This window comes from Citrobacter werkmanii, from assembly GCF_008693645.1.
Taxonomy (GTDB): domain Bacteria; phylum Pseudomonadota; class Gammaproteobacteria; order Enterobacterales; family Enterobacteriaceae; genus Citrobacter; species Citrobacter werkmanii.
Genome location: NZ_CP044101.1, coordinates 2,972,915 through 2,988,995 on the forward strand (window position 1 = coordinate 2,972,915; position 16,081 = coordinate 2,988,995).

Annotated in this window: 18 protein-coding genes; 7 read left to right on the top strand and 11 right to left on the bottom strand. The window is 50.0% G+C overall.

From position 1 onward, the window contains the following. Positions 1 to 107: 107 nt before the first annotated feature. The 5 genes from manX to mntP all read left to right on the top strand — a co-directional run bounded on the left by manX (position 108) and on the right by mntP (position 4,311). On the top strand, positions 108 to 1,070 hold the full coding sequence (gene manX / locus FOB24_RS15000; protein ID WP_005122176.1) for a PTS mannose transporter subunit IIAB: 963 nt from the start codon (positions 108 to 110) through the stop codon (positions 1,068 to 1,070). Between the two features lie 58 nt (positions 1,071 to 1,128). Further along, positions 1,129 to 1,929, top strand: coding sequence for a PTS mannose/fructose/sorbose transporter subunit IIC (locus FOB24_RS15005; protein ID WP_005122174.1), 801 nt, complete (start codon positions 1,129 to 1,131; stop codon positions 1,927 to 1,929). Between the two features lie 12 nt (positions 1,930 to 1,941). Further along, on the top strand, positions 1,942 to 2,793 hold the full coding sequence (locus tag FOB24_RS15010; RefSeq protein ID WP_006684184.1) for a PTS mannose transporter subunit IID: 852 nt from the start codon (positions 1,942 to 1,944) through the stop codon (positions 2,791 to 2,793). A 60-nt stretch (positions 2,794 to 2,853) separates the two neighbouring features. Beyond that, the gene (locus FOB24_RS15015; protein ID WP_038641277.1) at positions 2,854 to 3,312 is read left to right on the top strand and encodes a DUF986 family protein; all 459 of its coding nucleotides are present in this window, start codon (positions 2,854 to 2,856) and stop codon (positions 3,310 to 3,312) included. A gap of 432 nt (positions 3,313 to 3,744) precedes the next feature. Then, positions 3,745 to 4,311: a manganese efflux pump MntP gene (gene mntP, locus FOB24_RS15020; protein ID WP_038641279.1), complete on the top strand. Its 567-nt coding sequence runs from the start codon at positions 3,745 to 3,747 to the stop codon at positions 4,309 to 4,311. On the opposite strand, the gene rlmA is transcribed toward mntP, so the two are convergent. The 6 genes from rlmA to mgrB all read right to left on the bottom strand — a co-directional run bounded on the left by rlmA (position 4,308) and on the right by mgrB (position 8,650). Next, positions 4,308 to 5,117, bottom strand: a complete 810-nt coding sequence (rlmA, locus tag FOB24_RS15025) for a 23S rRNA (guanine(745)-N(1))-methyltransferase (RefSeq protein WP_150345110.1) — start codon at positions 5,115 to 5,117, stop codon at positions 4,308 to 4,310. The genes mntP and rlmA overlap by 4 nt on opposite strands. A 63-nt stretch (positions 5,118 to 5,180) precedes the next feature. Beyond that, positions 5,181 to 6,926: a peptidoglycan glycosyltransferase FtsI gene (gene ftsI, locus FOB24_RS15030; protein WP_038641283.1), complete on the bottom strand. Its 1,746-nt coding sequence runs from the start codon at positions 6,924 to 6,926 to the stop codon at positions 5,181 to 5,183. Positions 6,927 to 7,145: 219 nt separating this feature from the next. Beyond that, complete coding sequence (cspE, locus tag FOB24_RS15035) at positions 7,146 to 7,355, bottom strand: transcription antiterminator/RNA stability regulator CspE (protein WP_001062678.1); 210 nt, start codon at positions 7,353 to 7,355, stop codon at positions 7,146 to 7,148. Positions 7,356 to 7,367: 12 nt separating this feature from the next. Then, positions 7,368 to 7,511, bottom strand: a complete 144-nt coding sequence (locus tag FOB24_RS15040) for a DUF2627 domain-containing protein (RefSeq protein WP_006684179.1) — start codon at positions 7,509 to 7,511, stop codon at positions 7,368 to 7,370. Positions 7,512 to 8,147: 636 nt separating this feature from the next. Continuing rightward, positions 8,148 to 8,432 carry a YebO family protein gene (locus FOB24_RS15045; protein ID WP_069324695.1) on the bottom strand — a complete coding sequence of 95 codons (285 nt, stop codon included), beginning with the start codon at positions 8,430 to 8,432 and terminating at the stop codon, positions 8,148 to 8,150. Positions 8,433 to 8,506: 74 nt separating this feature from the next. Then, on the bottom strand, positions 8,507 to 8,650 hold the full coding sequence (gene mgrB / locus FOB24_RS15050; RefSeq protein WP_038641290.1) for a PhoP/PhoQ regulator MgrB: 144 nt from the start codon (positions 8,648 to 8,650) through the stop codon (positions 8,507 to 8,509). A gap of 164 nt (positions 8,651 to 8,814) precedes the next feature. On the opposite strand from mgrB, the gene FOB24_RS15055 reads away from it, so the two are divergent. Then, complete coding sequence (locus FOB24_RS15055) at positions 8,815 to 9,054, top strand: YobH family protein (protein WP_038641292.1); 240 nt, start codon at positions 8,815 to 8,817, stop codon at positions 9,052 to 9,054. A 114-nt stretch (positions 9,055 to 9,168) separates the two neighbouring features. Here FOB24_RS15055 and kdgR read toward each other — a convergent pair whose 3' ends face one another. Next, a complete protein-coding gene (gene kdgR, locus FOB24_RS15060) occupies positions 9,169 to 9,960 on the bottom strand; it encodes a DNA-binding transcriptional regulator KdgR (RefSeq protein ID WP_006684175.1) in 792 nt (263 codons plus the stop codon). A gap of 174 nt (positions 9,961 to 10,134) precedes the next feature. Between kdgR and FOB24_RS15065 the strand changes: the two genes are divergently transcribed. Beyond that, positions 10,135 to 11,508 (top strand): MFS transporter, encoded by a 1,374-nt coding sequence (locus tag FOB24_RS15065; protein ID WP_038641296.1) that lies wholly within the window; start codon positions 10,135 to 10,137, stop codon positions 11,506 to 11,508. 46 nt (positions 11,509 to 11,554) lie between these two features. Here the strand turns inward: FOB24_RS15065 and htpX are convergent, their stop codons facing one another. From htpX to FOB24_RS15085, 4 genes are all read right to left on the bottom strand, one after another. After that, positions 11,555 to 12,436, bottom strand: a complete 882-nt coding sequence (gene htpX / locus FOB24_RS15070; RefSeq protein ID WP_003034964.1) for a protease HtpX — start codon at positions 12,434 to 12,436, stop codon at positions 11,555 to 11,557. A gap of 192 nt (positions 12,437 to 12,628) precedes the next feature. Continuing rightward, positions 12,629 to 14,677: a carboxy terminal-processing peptidase gene (gene prc, locus FOB24_RS15075; protein WP_069324696.1), complete on the bottom strand. Its 2,049-nt coding sequence runs from the start codon at positions 14,675 to 14,677 to the stop codon at positions 12,629 to 12,631. 19 nt (positions 14,678 to 14,696) lie between these two features. Continuing rightward, a complete protein-coding gene (proQ, locus tag FOB24_RS15080; protein ID WP_003833781.1) occupies positions 14,697 to 15,383 on the bottom strand; it encodes an RNA chaperone ProQ in 687 nt (228 codons plus the stop codon). 96 nt (positions 15,384 to 15,479) lie between these two features. Further along, positions 15,480 to 15,977 (bottom strand): GAF domain-containing protein, encoded by a 498-nt coding sequence (locus FOB24_RS15085; RefSeq protein ID WP_038641301.1) that lies wholly within the window; start codon positions 15,975 to 15,977, stop codon positions 15,480 to 15,482. Positions 15,978 to 16,081 lie beyond the last annotated feature (104 nt).

Sequence of the window (16,081 nt, forward strand, 5' to 3'; positions counted from 1 at the left end):
AATCATAGGTTTTTCTTTGTAACCCTTATCTGAATCGATTCGATTGCGGACGACGATTCAAATACATCTTTACGTTGATGTGTTAACGATAATAAAGGAGGTAGCAAGTGACCATTGCTATTGTAATAGGCACACATGGTTGGGCTGCAGAGCAGTTACTTAAGACAGCAGAGATGCTGTTAGGCGAGCAGGAAAACGTCGGCTGGATCGATTTCGTTCCAGGCGAAAATGCCGAAACGCTGATCGAAAAGTACAACGCTCAGTTGGCAAAACTCGATACCAGTAAAGGCGTGCTGTTTCTCGTTGACACATGGGGAGGCAGCCCGTTTAACGCTGCGAGCCGCATTGTCGTCGATAAAGAGCATTACGAAGTTATCGCCGGTGTGAACATTCCCATGTTGGTTGAAACCTTCATGGCGCGTGATGACAACCCGAGCTTTGATGAATTAGTGGCACTGGCCGTTGAAACCGGTAGCGAAGGCGTGAAAGCGTTGAAAGCGAAACCGGTGGAAAAAGCCGCTCCTGCCCCCGTTGCGGCACCAAAAGCAGCAGCACCGGCTAAACCGATGGGCCCGAACGATTATATGCAGATCGGTCTGGCGCGTATCGATGACCGTTTAATTCATGGTCAGGTAGCCACTCGCTGGACCAAAGAAACCAACGTAACGCGCATTATCGTCGTCAGCGATGAAGTTGCCGCCGATACCGTGCGTAAAACGCTGCTGACTCAGGTAGCACCTCCGGGTGTGACGGCGCATGTGGTTGATGTCGCGAAAATGATCCGCGTCTACAACAACCCGAAATATGCAGGCGAGCGTGTGATGCTGTTGTTCACCAACCCGACCGATGTGGAACGTATCGTTGAAGGTGGTGTGAAAATTACCTCTGTAAACATTGGCGGTATGGCTTTCCGTCAGGGTAAAACACAGGTAAACAACGCAATTTCTGTTGATGAAAAAGACATCGAAGCCTTCAAAAAACTCAACGAACGCGGTATTGAGCTCGAAGCGCGTAAAGTTTCGACCGATCAGAAACTGAAAATGATGGATTTGATTGCCAAGGCGAAATAATTCCCTGGCATTTACTTAGTTTTCACACTTAAGTCTGTATAGCAATAGGAGAAGTACAATGGAGATTACCACTCTTCAGATTGTGCTGGTGTTCATCGTCGCATGTATCGCGGGTATGGAGTCGGTACTCGATGAATTTCAGTTCCACCGTCCGTTGGTGGCCTGTACGCTTATTGGCGCCGTTCTCGGGGATATGAAAACCGGTATTATCATCGGTGGTACCCTGGAAATGATCGCCCTGGGCTGGATGAACATCGGTGCTGCGGTTGCACCAGATGCCGCACTGGCGTCAATTATCTCTACCGTTCTGGTTATCGCGGGTCACCAAAGCATTGGTGCCGGTATCGCGCTGGCTATCCCGCTGGCAGCAGCAGGTCAGGTTCTGACCATCATCGTTCGTACTATCACCGTAGCATTCCAGCACGCAGCGGATAAGGCGGCCGAAAACGGCAACCTGACGGCGCTCTCCTGGCTGCACGTGTCCTCACTGTTCCTGCAGGCTATGCGTATCGCTATCCCGGCGGTAATCGTGGCGATTTCTGTAGGTACCAGTGAAGTTCAGAGCATGCTCAACGCCATTCCGGAAGTCGTCACCGGCGGCCTGAATATCGCAGGCGGTATGATCGTGGTGGTTGGTTATGCGATGGTCATCAATATGATGCGCGCGGGCTACCTGATGCCGTTCTTCTACCTCGGCTTCGTCACCGCGGCATTTACTAACTTCAACCTGGTTGCTCTGGGTGTGATTGGCGCAGTGATGGCAATCCTCTACATTCAGCTGAGCCCGAAATATAACCGCGTCGCCGGTGCGCCAGTTCAGGCAGCTGGTAACAACGATCTTGATAACGAACTGGACTAGCAGGTGAGCGAAATGGTTGATATGACTAAAACTACCACCGAGAAAAAACTCACTCCGAGTGACATTCGTGGCGTGTTCATTCGTTCTAACCTGTTTCAGGGTTCATGGAACTTCGAACGTATGCAGGCGCTGGGTTTTTGTTTCTCCATGGTACCGGCTATCCGCCGTTTGTACCCGGAAAACAACGACGCACGTAAGCAGGCTATTAAGCGTCACCTGGAATTCTTTAACACCCATCCGTACGTAGCCGCACCTGTGCTGGGCGTTACGCTGGCGATGGAAGAGCAGCGTGCCAACGGCGCAGAGATTGACGATGGTGCTATCAACGGTATCAAAGTTGGTCTGATGGGACCGCTGGCAGGCGTCGGCGACCCAATCTTCTGGGGTACGGTACGTCCGGTATTTGCTGCGCTTGGCGCTGGTATCGCGATGAGCGGCAGCCTGCTTGGACCACTGTTGTTCTTCATTCTGTTTAACCTGGTGCGTCTGGCAACCCGTTACTACGGTGTGGCATACGGCTACCGTAAAGGGGTCGATATCGTTAAGGATATGGGCGGCGGCTTCCTGCAGAAACTGACTGAAGGGGCGTCAATCCTCGGCCTGTTTGTCATGGGGGCATTGGTTAACAAGTGGACGCACGTGAATATCCCGTTAGTGGTCTCCACTATCACCGGTCAGGATGGTCAGACTCGCGTCACCACCGTGCAGACTATCCTTGATCAGCTGATGCCGGGCCTGGTTCCTCTGCTGCTGACTTTCGCTTGTATGTGGCTGCTGCGTAAGAAAGTGAACCCGCTGTGGATTATCGTTGGCTTCTTCATCATCGGTATCGCGGGCTACGCTGTCGGCCTGCTTGGCCTGTAAGACTGTTGTACACCACCGGGGGCTTGCCCCCGGTTTTTCTATTCAGAGGATTGAGGATTCATGACTATCACGGACCTGGTGCTGGTTCTTTTTATCTTTTCGCTGCTGGCGTATGCCATTTACGATCAGTTCATCATGCCCCGCCGTAATGGCCTTACTCTGCTGACGGTCGCCCTGCTTCCTCGCAGCCGTGTTGACAGTGTTATCTTCATTGGCCTGGTAGCTATTCTTATTTACAACAACGTCACCAGCCACGGGGCGCAATTCACCACGTGGTTATTATGCGCACTGATATTGATGGGGTTGTATCTGTTCTGGATCCGTACGCCGAAAATCATCTTCAAGCAAAAAGGTTTTTTCTTTGCCAACGTCTGGATTGAATATAACCGCATTAAAGAGATGAATTTATCAGAGGACGGCGTGCTGGTGATGCAATTAGAACAGCGGAGATTGCTGGTTCGCGTACGAAATATAGACGATCTTGAAAAAATATATAAACTTCTCATTTCAAATCAGTAAATTAGAAAGATAGCCTGAACTATGTTTTTTATATATTTTTGAAAACAAAACATAGCTAAGGCTATATTACAACGTCCGTAATGTTATTTATTTTAACGTTCTGTTTATAAATAAATCTAAATGAAAATCGTTTTCAATTAGAAGTCAAATATTATTTCCCTGTTTCTTGTTTTATATTCTCAATATATGTTAAGGTTGCGCCCGTCGTTGGGGAGTAGCCGATTTCCAGACTCCGGAAATGTACGTGTCAACATACTCGTTGAAAAACGTGGCGCGTACGGACTGAACATACAGCTTCAGTCAGGCGAGACCATAGGCACATCAACTGCAATGCATACCTGAATGGCACGATATATTTCGTGATTTTAATCTGTGTGCATGGTTACTGGGGGCAGTGATGTGTTTTATGGATACCCCGGTCAGGACGCTGTTATGAATCTCACCGCTACTGTACTTCTCGCTTTCGGCATGTCGATGGATGCTTTCGCTGCATCAATTGGCAAAGGCGCCACCCTGCATAAACCCAAATTTTCTGAAGCTCTGCGCACCGGTCTCATTTTCGGCGCAGTTGAAACCCTGACGCCGCTGATTGGCTGGGGAATGGGCATGCTGGCAAGCAAATTCGTGCTGGAGTGGAACCACTGGATCGCTTTCATTTTGCTGATTTTCTTAGGTGGGCGAATGATAATCGAAGGTTTTCGCGACAACGGTGATGAAGATGAAGAACCGCCGCGCCGCCACGGATTCTGGCTGCTGGTCACCACCGCTATCGCCACCAGTCTCGACGCGATGGCCGTCGGGGTGGGTCTGGCGTTCCTGCAGGTTAACATCATTGCGACTGCGCTGGCCATCGGCTGCGCCACGTTGATGATGTCCACGCTCGGCATGATGATCGGTCGTTTTATTGGTCCGATGCTGGGCAAACGAGCTGAAATCCTGGGCGGGGTGGTACTGATTGGTATCGGCGCCCAGATCCTCTGGGCGCACTTCCACGGTTAATTCTGGCGCTGCCAGATGTGAATACTAAAATCTGTCTGGCAGTCAAACGTCGTTTTTCCTGCCAGCGTTTCCCACACTTCCGGTTTTGCCCGCCAGGCGAACGGCGTCATTTGCAGTAATGCTACGGCTTCGCTGCCCTGGAGCTGCATCTGATAGCCCAGCGCAATACTTTGCTGCAGGACAAAACCTTCCAGTTGTTCGGTATGTGGCGCATGCAAACGCACCTCATCATAAATCAGCCCTTTCAGCTCCATTAAATGACGCGGCCCAGGCGTAGCGGTGATTACCCATCCTCCCGGTTTCACCACGCGAGCCAGCTCTTGCGCTTTACAGGGCGCGTAGATCCTGATGATGGCATCCATGGACGCATCGGCAAACGGCAGACGATGGCTGGAAGCCACGCAAAAGGTGACCTGCGGATAACGGCGGGCTGCGGCCTTAATCGCCACTTTAGAGACGTCGAGGCCAACGGTCTTGCCGCCAGTCAGCGTATCGGCAAAGGCATGGGTGTAATACCCTTCTCCACAGCCGATATCCAGAATCGCCGCGTTCTCTGAACTCAGCGTCTGCGCAAGCACATTCACAATCTCGTCACGCAGCGGTTGATAGTGTCCGGCATCAAGAAACGCCCGGCGCGCCTGCATCATCTCAGCGCTGTCACCCGGATCGCGCGACCGCTTATGCTGAACCGGCAGTAAGTTGACATACCCTTCTTTCGCCACATCAAACTGGTGCCGCTCAGGGCAAATAAAACTGTTTTTCGTTTGAGTAAGAGGCTGGTGGCAAAGAGGACAGGAAAACGACATGACAACTCCGGCAGGTGATTTGAGGGCGCAAGTGTAACGCGAATTGCGCCCCGGGAAAATAACTTACAGCGTCGGTGAGGATACGCTGTCACCATGCATCACCAGCAGGTGATCGGAGTCGGCAGGCATGCCGTCTGGTTTAACATTTTCCAGGCGTAAAACATCTCCCATAATCTGGCTGAATACCGGCGCGGAGACGGCGCCCCCATAGTAAGCACCGTTTTGTGGATTATTAATAACCACGACTAAGGCGAATTTCGGGTCGCTCGCTGGCGCAACGCCTGCCGTATAAGCCACGTATTTATCAACATATTTACCATCATCGCCAATTTTTTTCGCCGTCCCGGTCTTCACCGCAACCCGATAATCCCTGACCGCGGCCTTGGTTCCCCCACCGCCGGGTAACGCGACGCTTTCCATCATATGTTCAACCTGATGAACCAGCGCCTCCGGCATCACCCGCGTCCCTATTACCGGCGGATCAATACGGGTGATAGAAAGGGGGCGATAGATGCCAAAACTACCGATGGTAGCATAGACATGCGCCAACTGGAGCGGCGTCACCATGAGCCCATAACCGAATGCAAAGGTGGCGCGATCCAAATCGCTCCAGTAGCGGCGTTGAGGCATTAAACCACTGCTTTCGCCGGTTAATCCCAACCCGGTTGGGTCGCCAAAGCCAAAACGTTTATAGGTATCCAGCAATTTCTGCACCGGCATAGCTAACGACAAGTGCGAAACGCCCGTGTCGCTCGATTTCTGCAAAATGCCGGTCAGCGACAGCTCCGGGTAAAATCCGACGTCGCGAATACGATGCCCGTCGACATTAAAAGGATGGGTATCAATTACGCTGTCCGGTTGCACAATCCCCTGCTGGAGCGCGGTCATGATCACCAGTGGCTTAACGGTTGAACCGGGTTCAAAGGTGTCGCTAATGGCACGGTTACGAAAATCATCCAGTACCGCGCCGTCTCGATTGTTGGGGTTAAAGTCGGGGAAACTTGCCATGGAGAGAATTTCGCCGGTGTCAATATTAACCAGTACCGCGGCCCCGGATTCCGCTTTATTCCATGTAACGGCATTGTCCAGCGCGTCTTCGGTAACCGTCTGCAAACGCTCATCAATACTGAGTTGTAACTCATGTGCAGGCACCGGCATCACTTCGGTGATATTTTCGATGACATGGCCAAATTTGTCTTTACGGACCAGGCGGGAGCCGGGTTTGCCCATCAACTGGCTATTGAAGCTTTTCTCCAGGCCTTCAATACCCTGGCCATCAATATTGGTGAAACCAATGAGATTAGCCGCAACATGTCCGGCGGGATAAAAGCGGCGTGATTCTTCACGCAGATTGATTCCCGGAAGATTAAGGTTATCGATCCATTCAGCCTGCTGAGGAGAGATCTGGCGCGCCAGATAAATAAAGCGTCCCGCAGGATTACTGTTAACACGCTCAGCCAGAGAACTGAGCGAAATGTTCAGAGTCTTTGCTAACGCCTGCCAACGTTCGTTGTAGCCCACGCCTCCCTTGCTGATAATGGTTTTAGGGTCTGCCCAGACGGCATTCACCGGGACACTTACCGCCAGCGGTCGCCCTTCTCTGTCGGTAATCATTCCGCGTGGCGAGGCAATGGTAACCTCGCGTAACGAACGCATATCTTCCTGTTTTACCAAAGTTGTCGGCGTGACAATTTGTAGCCACGCCACACGACCCAGCAGCAATCCCAGGCTTAATAATATCGCCACACAAAGCAGGGCAAAACGTACGGGAGTAAAATTGCGCGCATCTATGTCGTTTTTCTTTTTCACCTGGACTCCCGCATGATAGTTTTTCAGGTGTCTGATTTAACGAGAAATGCCGCGAGAATGCGGGGAAAACTATGCTACGAACATCACGCCTTTGCAACAAAGCGCTAATGGATGGGCTTTCAGAAATATTTTGACGTAATTTGAATTAAAAAGCCCCGCATAAGCGAGGCTTTATATCTGAGATGGTTGCGCAAGAGCGCATCAAATCAGTGGTGTCGATCAGATAGCTGTTACGTTTACAGCAGCCGGACCTTTCTGGCCGTCCTGAATTTCGAACTCAACGTTCTGGCCTTCAGCCAGAGTTTTGAAGCCGTTACCCTGGATAGCGGAGAAGTGTACGAACACGTCTTTGCTGCCATCAGCCGGAGTAATGAAGCCAAAACCTTTAGACTCGTTGAACCACTTAACTTGACCTTTAATCTTTGCCATTTGCAAAATTCCTTAGAGTATTTTCTTCGCCCGCGGGCATAACATAGATAAAACTGAGACATTACTGCTTGAGGCACTAATATAAGGTTCGGCAGAGAAGCGGTATTCAACGTCAACGTGTTTACTCAGGACTTCTTTACTGAAAATGCCACACATAAACAGAACTGTACCTCGTTTAACCCAAAACGTGTTATCACATACAACGTAAATAATGGCAAGCCATTTTTAAACGTGTCTCGATCGGTCGCACAAATCCTGTTGTTCATCAAACAACCACTGCACAGTTATGCGCCAGACCGAGCAGAGTTATATTCTCACCTCTCTCCCCTTGCCCCGTCAGGCTTGCACCGTCACAGGGACATTTCTACCATAGCTCAATAGCTTCGGTTGTTCCAGGTTATCTGTCACAGGGGCTGGTGGATATCATTTTTTATGCTTAGTAATGCATAAAATGTCACAAGCGTAAAAATGAGATCCGCCTTCTGGTTTTGCACTAAAATAATGAAAGAATGATGACAATGAACAAAAAAAGTAAGAGAAACGTTTCGCTGTGAATAAGACGATCGCTATCACAAAAATGACATAATCATATTTTTAACGTATGGGAAAATATATTTAGATCAGACCGCACGTAAGATATTAATTGGATAGAGTATCTGAAAATACTCAGGTGACAGGCGACGCCGAACGCTAATTACGCGGCGAGAGCAGAAGAAAATGATCTGACATGTTGACGACAGGATGAGGTATCTGCGAACCGCATCAGCAGACCTTCACCCTGCCATACTGTTTTTAGCGCTCAGCTACCAGGCGGATGATGTCGTCATCTTCATCCTTCGCAGCAACCGCTGCAGGTTCTGCCGTTTTTTCTGGTTCGTTAGCTTCACAAAGGCGACGGAGCAATGCGTTCTGTCTTTTTTGCTGGTCTAACAATGCTTCAAGCAGTTCTATCTGCTCGTTAGTACGCGAACTTGCCCGATTGACGAAAAACCACAACACAAGCCCAACAACCAAAACCACCACCGATACCGCTAAAGACGCAAAACTCAACGCGCCAGAATTCAAAACTTCGTTCATTTCACCACCTCAATGTAGACAGCATAGTTTACCACTGCCGCACAAGAAGGTAATCAACTGTTGTAAAAATGCGCTTACCAGGGAATAAATTTATTGATGGCACAAATACCGCTGAAAAATTGTACGTCCTGATCGCACATGATGTTAAACACCTGCGCCCACATCAATATGCATACCAGCACGATAACAATCAGTACCACCCAGCGTATTTTTTTCACTCCAGCTCCACTCTTCAACTCTACATCTTATGACTATAAATTATCATGCGTTACCTAAACCCAGCGTTAACTGTAACGGCATTCCATCTTTTTAGGAATGATTGACTTGTTTCATCCCGTGTACAGGCTAATCTACTAATAACGAGAAAAGATAAGAGGTTGTAATGCGTCTGATTATCCGCGCTATTGTGTTGTTAGCTCTGGTTTGGATCGGTTTATTACTCAGCGGCTATGGCATTTTGATTGGGAGTAAAGAGAATGCGGCCGGTCTGGGTTTGCAATGCCAATATCTGACCGCTCGCGGGACCAGCACCGCACAATATGTCCACTCAAACAGCGGCCTTATTGGCCTTTCAGATTGCCCTGTATTGCGGAAAAGTACTGTCGTTATCGATAACGGTTAAGATAGAAGCAATACATTCTCAATGCTATTTGCGCAAAACAGCGTTAATTTTATTCATTAAAAAACCCCAGGTACGCAATACCTGGGGTTTTACACTTAGCGCTATTGCTGCGGATTAGAACGGATAGTCGTTATAGCCCATTTGTTCAGAAATCTTACGCGCTGCCGTATGCAGCATCGCCACATATTCGTGTAAACGCTCTTCGGAAAAGCGCAGCGTCGGGAATGAGATACTCAAGCCCGCAATCACCACGCCAAAACGGTCAAACACTGGAACACCGATGCAGCGCAGGCCTTCTTCCTGCTCTTCGTTATCTTCGCCGTATCCCTGTTCACGTACTTTATCTAACAATACCAGCAATTCATCAGTATTTGTGATAGTACGGTCGGTGCTGCGTTTATACTCGATGCCGTCAAGAATTTCCTTCACTTCATCGCGGTCACGCCATGCCAGAAGAACTTTACCGATAGCCGTACTGTACAATGGGTTACGACGACCGACGCGGGAATACATACGCAGATTGTACATGGAGTCGATTTTATGAATGTAGACGATGCTGTCTTCATCCAGCGCACCAAGGTGTACGGTCTCTTTGGTCAAACGTGAAAGTTCACGCATCTGGATGTCAGCACTACGGATCAGATCAACGTTTTGTAACGCGCGCGCACCCAGTTCGAATAATTTCAGGGTCAGGGAGTATTTCTCTGACTCCCCTTCTTGTGCCACATAACCCAGCGTTTTCATGGTCTGCAAAAAGCGATAAACGGTGCTTTTCGACATCATGACGCGTTGCGACAGCTCGGTAATACCAATTTCGCGCTCTTCACCCAGCGCCTGCAGGATGCCAAAAACTTTCAGCACGGAAGATACAGAATCAGGTTGTTTATCCAGATCTGCGATTGCCATTTATCACCTCATTACGAGTGTTTTATAAAAATCAGAACCGGTTTTTATTATAATTTCGCGGACCTGCCCTCGCAATCGCTCTTTGCTTACTTAGTTACAAATCTGCGACCTAACGCCTGTATATCAATGCTAAGATTATTATTCTCATCATAATTCCCGATAAAATGACCCCTTATGGAAAAAATTCAGGCTGATGGCCTGCCATTGCCCCAGCGATATGGTGCAATTTTAACCATTGTTATTGGCATCTCTATGGCAGTACTCGACGGCGCAATAGCTAACGTCGCACTTCCGACGATTGCTACCGACCTTCAGGCGTCACCCGCCAGTTCAATCTGGATCGTTAACGCCTATCAAATCGCCATTGTCGTTTCACTGCTGTCACTCTCATTTTTGGGTGATATGTTTGGCTATCGACGCATTTATAAATGTGGTCTCGTCGTATTTCTGCTTGCCTCGCTGTTCTGTGCTTTATCAGACTCGCTACAAATGTTAACTCTGGCCCGCGTGGCTCAGGGGTTTGGCGGCGCGGCGCTGATGAGTGTAAATACAGCATTAATTAGACTTATTTATCCCCAGCGTCAGCTTGGTCGGGGGATGGGAATTAACTCCTTCATCGTGGCGGTATCCTCAGCGGCAGGCCCCACCATTGCCGCGGCGATCCTCTCTATCTCGTCATGGAAATGGCTGTTTCTGATTAACGTCCCGCTGGGAATAATTGCCCTGCTGCTGGCTATGCGCTTTTTGCCACCTAATTCGTCCCGCAGCAATAAACCACGCTTTGACCTGCCAAGTGCGGTAATGAATGCCTTAACGTTTGGCTTGTTAATTACCGCGCTCAGTGGATTTGCGCAAGGGCAGTCGCTAAAATTGATTGGCACCGAGCTTGTGGCGCTTATCGTGGTCGGTTTTTTCTTTATCCGCCGCCAGTTGGCGTTGCCGGTACCGTTATTACCGGTTGACCTGCTGCGTATTCCGCTGTTTTCACTCTCGATTTGCACGTCAATCTGTTCATTTAGCGCGCAAATGCTGGCGATGGTTTCTCTGCCCTTCTTTCTTCAAACCGTGCTCGGTCGTAGCGAAGTCGAAACGGGCCTGCTATTGACCCCATGGCCGCTGGCAACCATGGTGATGGCGCCGCTGGCCGGATATCTTATCGAACGCGTCCACGCGGGGCTATTGGGTGCACTGGGTATGGCCGTGATGGCAAGCGGATTATTTGCCCTGGTGTTACTTCCCTCTGCGCCCTCCGATATTAATATCATCTGGCCGATGATATTGTGCGGCGCGGGTTTTGGTCTATTTCAGTCACCGAATAACCACACCATCATCACCTCCGCACCGCGTGAACGCAGCGGCGGGGCGAGCGGGATGCTGGGGACTGCGCGCTTGTTAGGGCAAAGTACCGGCGCGGCACTGGTGGCGTTAATGCTCAATCAGTTTGGTGACAGCGGAACACATATGTCGCTGATAACTGCGGGTGTACTGGCAACGGCTGCCGCCATAGTGAGCGGCTTACGTATCACGCAGCCGCGCGTTCAGGCATAAAAAAAGCGCGTCTGACGACGCGCTTTTTCTTCCAGACTTCTTAGGGTTACTTCAGGTATTCCCCACTACGCAGCGCTTCAATACGCTTATCCAACGGCGGGTGAGTCATAAACAACTCACTCAACGATTTGGATTTACCGTTGATACAGAACGCCATCATGCTGGTGGCTTCCTGCGGTTCATAGCTGGTTTTCAGACGCTGCAACGCGGCGATCATCTTCTCACGGCCGACCAGTTTGGCAGAACCGGCATCCGCATGGAATTCACGGTGGCGTGAGAACCACATGGTAATAATGCTGGCCAGAATACCAAACACCAGTTCCAGCACCGTCGCCACCGCAAAGTAGATTAATGGGTTGCCGTTGCTGCCCTCGCCCTCATCGCGGTTACCGCCCATAAATCCGGCGGCAATTTGCGCCAGAATACGGGAGATAAAGATAACGAAGGTGTTGACCACCCCCTGAATGAGGGTCATGGTCACCATATCACCATTGGCAATGTGGCTGATCTCGTGCGCGATAACTGCTTCGGCTTCGTCCGGGCTCATGTTTTGCAACAGGCCAGTACTCACAGCAACCAGCGAAGCATCCCGGCGCGCACCGGTAGCAAACGCGTTAATATCTGGCGCATGGTAGATTGCAACCTGCGGCATAGCGATACCGGCCTGACGGGCCTGATTCGCTACCGTATTCATCAGCCAGCGTTCTCTTTCATTACGGGGCTGTTCGATCACTTCCCCGCCAACGGACTTTAACGCCATCCATTTGGACATCAGCAGCGAAATGAAGGAACCACCAAAACCAAACAGCAGTGCCATGATCAACAAGCCTTGAACGCTGCTTGACTGAATCCCTGTCAGGCTCAATACCAGCCCGAAAACGACCATCACAGCCAGGTTCGTCAGCAGGAAGAGCGCGATTCGCATCATAATTTTCTTTTAACCTCAATTTAACAAAACGCACTATGCGATTACCCATATCGTATGGGTCTTATGGCTATTTTCAAGCATCCATAGGTGCTAAGTCACCAGAAAGACACAACTTTACATTTTATCGTATCAGACTGACGTCTTCATGCGGTTGTTAAAAAAACAGGCACAATTTCTTGTGCCTGTTGGAGGTTATTGACTGGTTGCGGGCTGTTCCGCTGGCTTCTCTTTTTCAAGATGCGCCAGGTCGAGCGCTATTTTTACCGTTTCATCCAGATACGGATCCGGCTCCTGGTAATCTTTCGGCAGATCGTCCAGTTTCTTCAACAACGGTTTGCCTTCACGCTTAAACCGATCGTTGATGCGCGCCAGACGCAGTGCATCATCTTCGTTATTCTCTTTCTCACGCTGAGCGTAATTCAGAGAAGCAATGCTGCGCTTATCCTTCATCGCATTAAATCGCGCAATGTCCTTCATGATGTACTGGAACTCAGGATCGTTCGCAATACGTGCATTGTGCTCTTTTAGCAATTCAGGTCCAAATGGCGTCAGGTTATCAGACTTTGTATAGGTTGCCGCATCAATGCTATCCCACGGCAGCGCGTTATCTTCAAACTTCTCACCGGTTTCAGTTTCTTCATTACCTGTCGGCATGATGATATCCGGCGTAACGCCCTTACGCTGCGTACTGCCACCATTTACACGGTAGAATTTCTGGATCGTGTACTGAACGGAACCCAGTGCTGGCCATTCCGGACGCAGCATCTGATCGTAAATACGGTTCAGAGAACGATACTGCTGTACGGTGCCCTTCCCAAAGGTCGGTTCACCGACGATCAGCGCACGGCCATAATCCTGCATTGCCGCGGCAAAAATTTCCGATGCCGAGGCACTGAAGCGATCGACTAACACCACCAGCGGACCTTTGTAATACACAACACCGTCGGTATCGCTGTCTTCACGCACTTTGCCGTTATTGTCACGAACCTGAACCACCGGGCCGGAAGGAATGAACAGACCAGAAAGCGAGACCGCTTCGGTCAGTGCGCCACCACCGTTAGTACGCAGATCGATAATCACGCTGCTGACATTCTGTTTTTCCAGTTTCTGCAGCTGAACTTTTACGTCATCCGTCAGACCAACATAGAAACCAGGAATATCCAGTACGCCGACCTTTTCTTTGCCAACGGTTTTCACAGACATTTTAACAGCGCGGTCTTCGAGACGAATGCGTTCACGCGTTAGCGTGACAATGCGCGTCTTGGTGCCTTTACCAGCAGGCAGGATTTCGAGGCGAACTTTGCTGCCTTTAGGTCCTTTGATCAGCGCCACAACATCATCCAGACGCCAGCCAATCACATCGACCATGCCTTTTCCGGTCTGGCCCACGCCGACAATACGGTCGCCAACGCTTATCGCTTTGCTCTTGGCTGCCGGGCCGCCTGCCACCATGGAGTTAATGACGGTGTAGTCATCATCCATTTGCAGAACTGCGCCAATACCTTCCAGAGACAAGCTCATTTCAGTATTAAACTGTTCTGTGTTGCGCGGAGAAAGATAGTTAGTATGCGGGTCTATTTCACGAGCAAAAGCCGTCATCGCCAGTGAGAACACATCTTCACTGTTCGTCTGCGCCAGGCGGCGAATGGCAAATTTATAGCGACGTGTCAGCGTTTCGCGAATTTCCGCATCGGTTTTACCGGTCAGCTTCAGGCTGAGTTCGTCAAATTTTACTTTGCCGTCCCACAGCGCATTGAGCTCTGCTTCGCTCTTCGGCCAGGGAGCTTTGCTCCGGTCGAGGTTAAAGGTGTCAGTCCCGGTAAAATCCATTGGACGCGCCAGCACGCTTAGCGCGTACTGATATCGTTCAAAGCGGCGTTTTTGCGCCAGATTATAAAGATCGTAAAAGACATCCAGCTTGCCCGTGCGCAGTTCATCGCCGAGGACAGTTTTCTTTTTTGCATACTGTTCGATATCGCTCGCCAACAGCACGTTATGGCTGTAGTCGAGCAGATTCAGATAGCGGTCAAAAATTTTTGCCGAAAACGCCTGATCCAGATCGAACTGGCGATAGTGTGAACGTGTAAAACGTGAAGTTACACGTTCACTCACCGTCGCATGCTGGGTTTCTTCCTTTAAAACGGGGATTTGATCGGCACGCGTGATGTCTTCTACAGCAAGTGCCTGGCCTGCTAATGCAAGCAGACCAGCTAACGCAGTAAGCCTAAAAAAAGTGTTCATGCCAGGCCTGGCCTCCGTTTCAGAACACCAGGTGTTCTGCGCGTACAATCAAAGACATACCCGAATTCAGCTGTACACGGACGCCATCTTTGGTGATTTCTAATACGGTGGCATCCATCGCATTATTACCTGCTTTCACCTTCAAGGACTGCCCTACCGTCAGCACTGAAATATCAGATACCGGGGTATGCTGTTCTTCACGAGGAGCACGCGGTGCTTTTGCTGCTGGTTTTTCAGCGCGAGGTTTACGTTCAGCCCCTTCTTTACGACGCGGAGCAGGACGCGGCTTACGCTCGCGACGCGGTGCGTCTTCTTTTTCGCCGGCAGCAGCGGCCGCTTCGCGTTTTTTCGCCTGTTGCTCTGCACGTTGCGCCTGAACGCGAGCTTTAGCTTCTTCCAGCTGTTTGCGAGCATGTTCAACATGTTGCTCATCCAACTCACCACATGGGTTGCCGTCGAGATCAACACGCGTTGCGCCCAATTTAACGCCATACAGATAGCGCCAGCTTGAAGTATAGAGACGTAAGGCAGAACGGAGCTGTGTCTTGCTGAGGTTCATTTCGCCCTCAACACGCTCTACCAAATCCTGAAAAATGCCAATTTTCAGTGGGCGCGCTTCGCCTTCAGCACTAAAACACTGCGGGAAGCGTTCGGCCAGAAACGCGATGACTTCTTTACTGCTATTCAACTTAGGTTGATTTTCCATGAAATTTCCTGATTACAACGGACGTAGCCAACAAGCGCAGGCATGAACAGGCGACATTATAATGACGTCATCAGTAATTGCTACGTTATCCGTTGATTATCCTGCGACGCTCGCAAAGAATTTTTTGTAATCCGTCGTTGCAAGCACGGTTTCAAGCTGTGCCACAAGCGTACGCAGCCCCTGTTCGTCTTCTTCAGTGAAGCGACCAAACGCAGTGCTATCAATATCCAGCACGCCGATTATCTGATTTTCAACGGTGACAGGCAGAACGATTTCCGCGTTGCTGGCGGCATCGCATGCGATGTGCCCGTCAAACGCGTGCACGTCTTCGATACGCTGCACCTGATTGCGCGCCACCGCGGTACCGCATACACCACGCCCTACCGGGATCCGCACACAGGCAATTTTGCCCTGGAAAGGGCCAAGTACCAGAGTCTCGCCCTCAAGCAGGTAAAAACCGGCCCAGTTTACTTGTGCCAGACGCTCGTACAACAATGCGCTGGTATTTGCCAGCGTTGCCAGAAAACTAGTTTCACCTGCCATTAATGCCTGAAAATCACGGTTCAGATCCGTGTATAGCTCTGATTTGTTCATTATGTAATCACTTAGTTGTCTTACTTAAAACTGCAGCCTACTAAAATAAACATTAAATGCGTTAATGCTCAAGATCATTCCCGTCATGAGTTAAGATAACATTA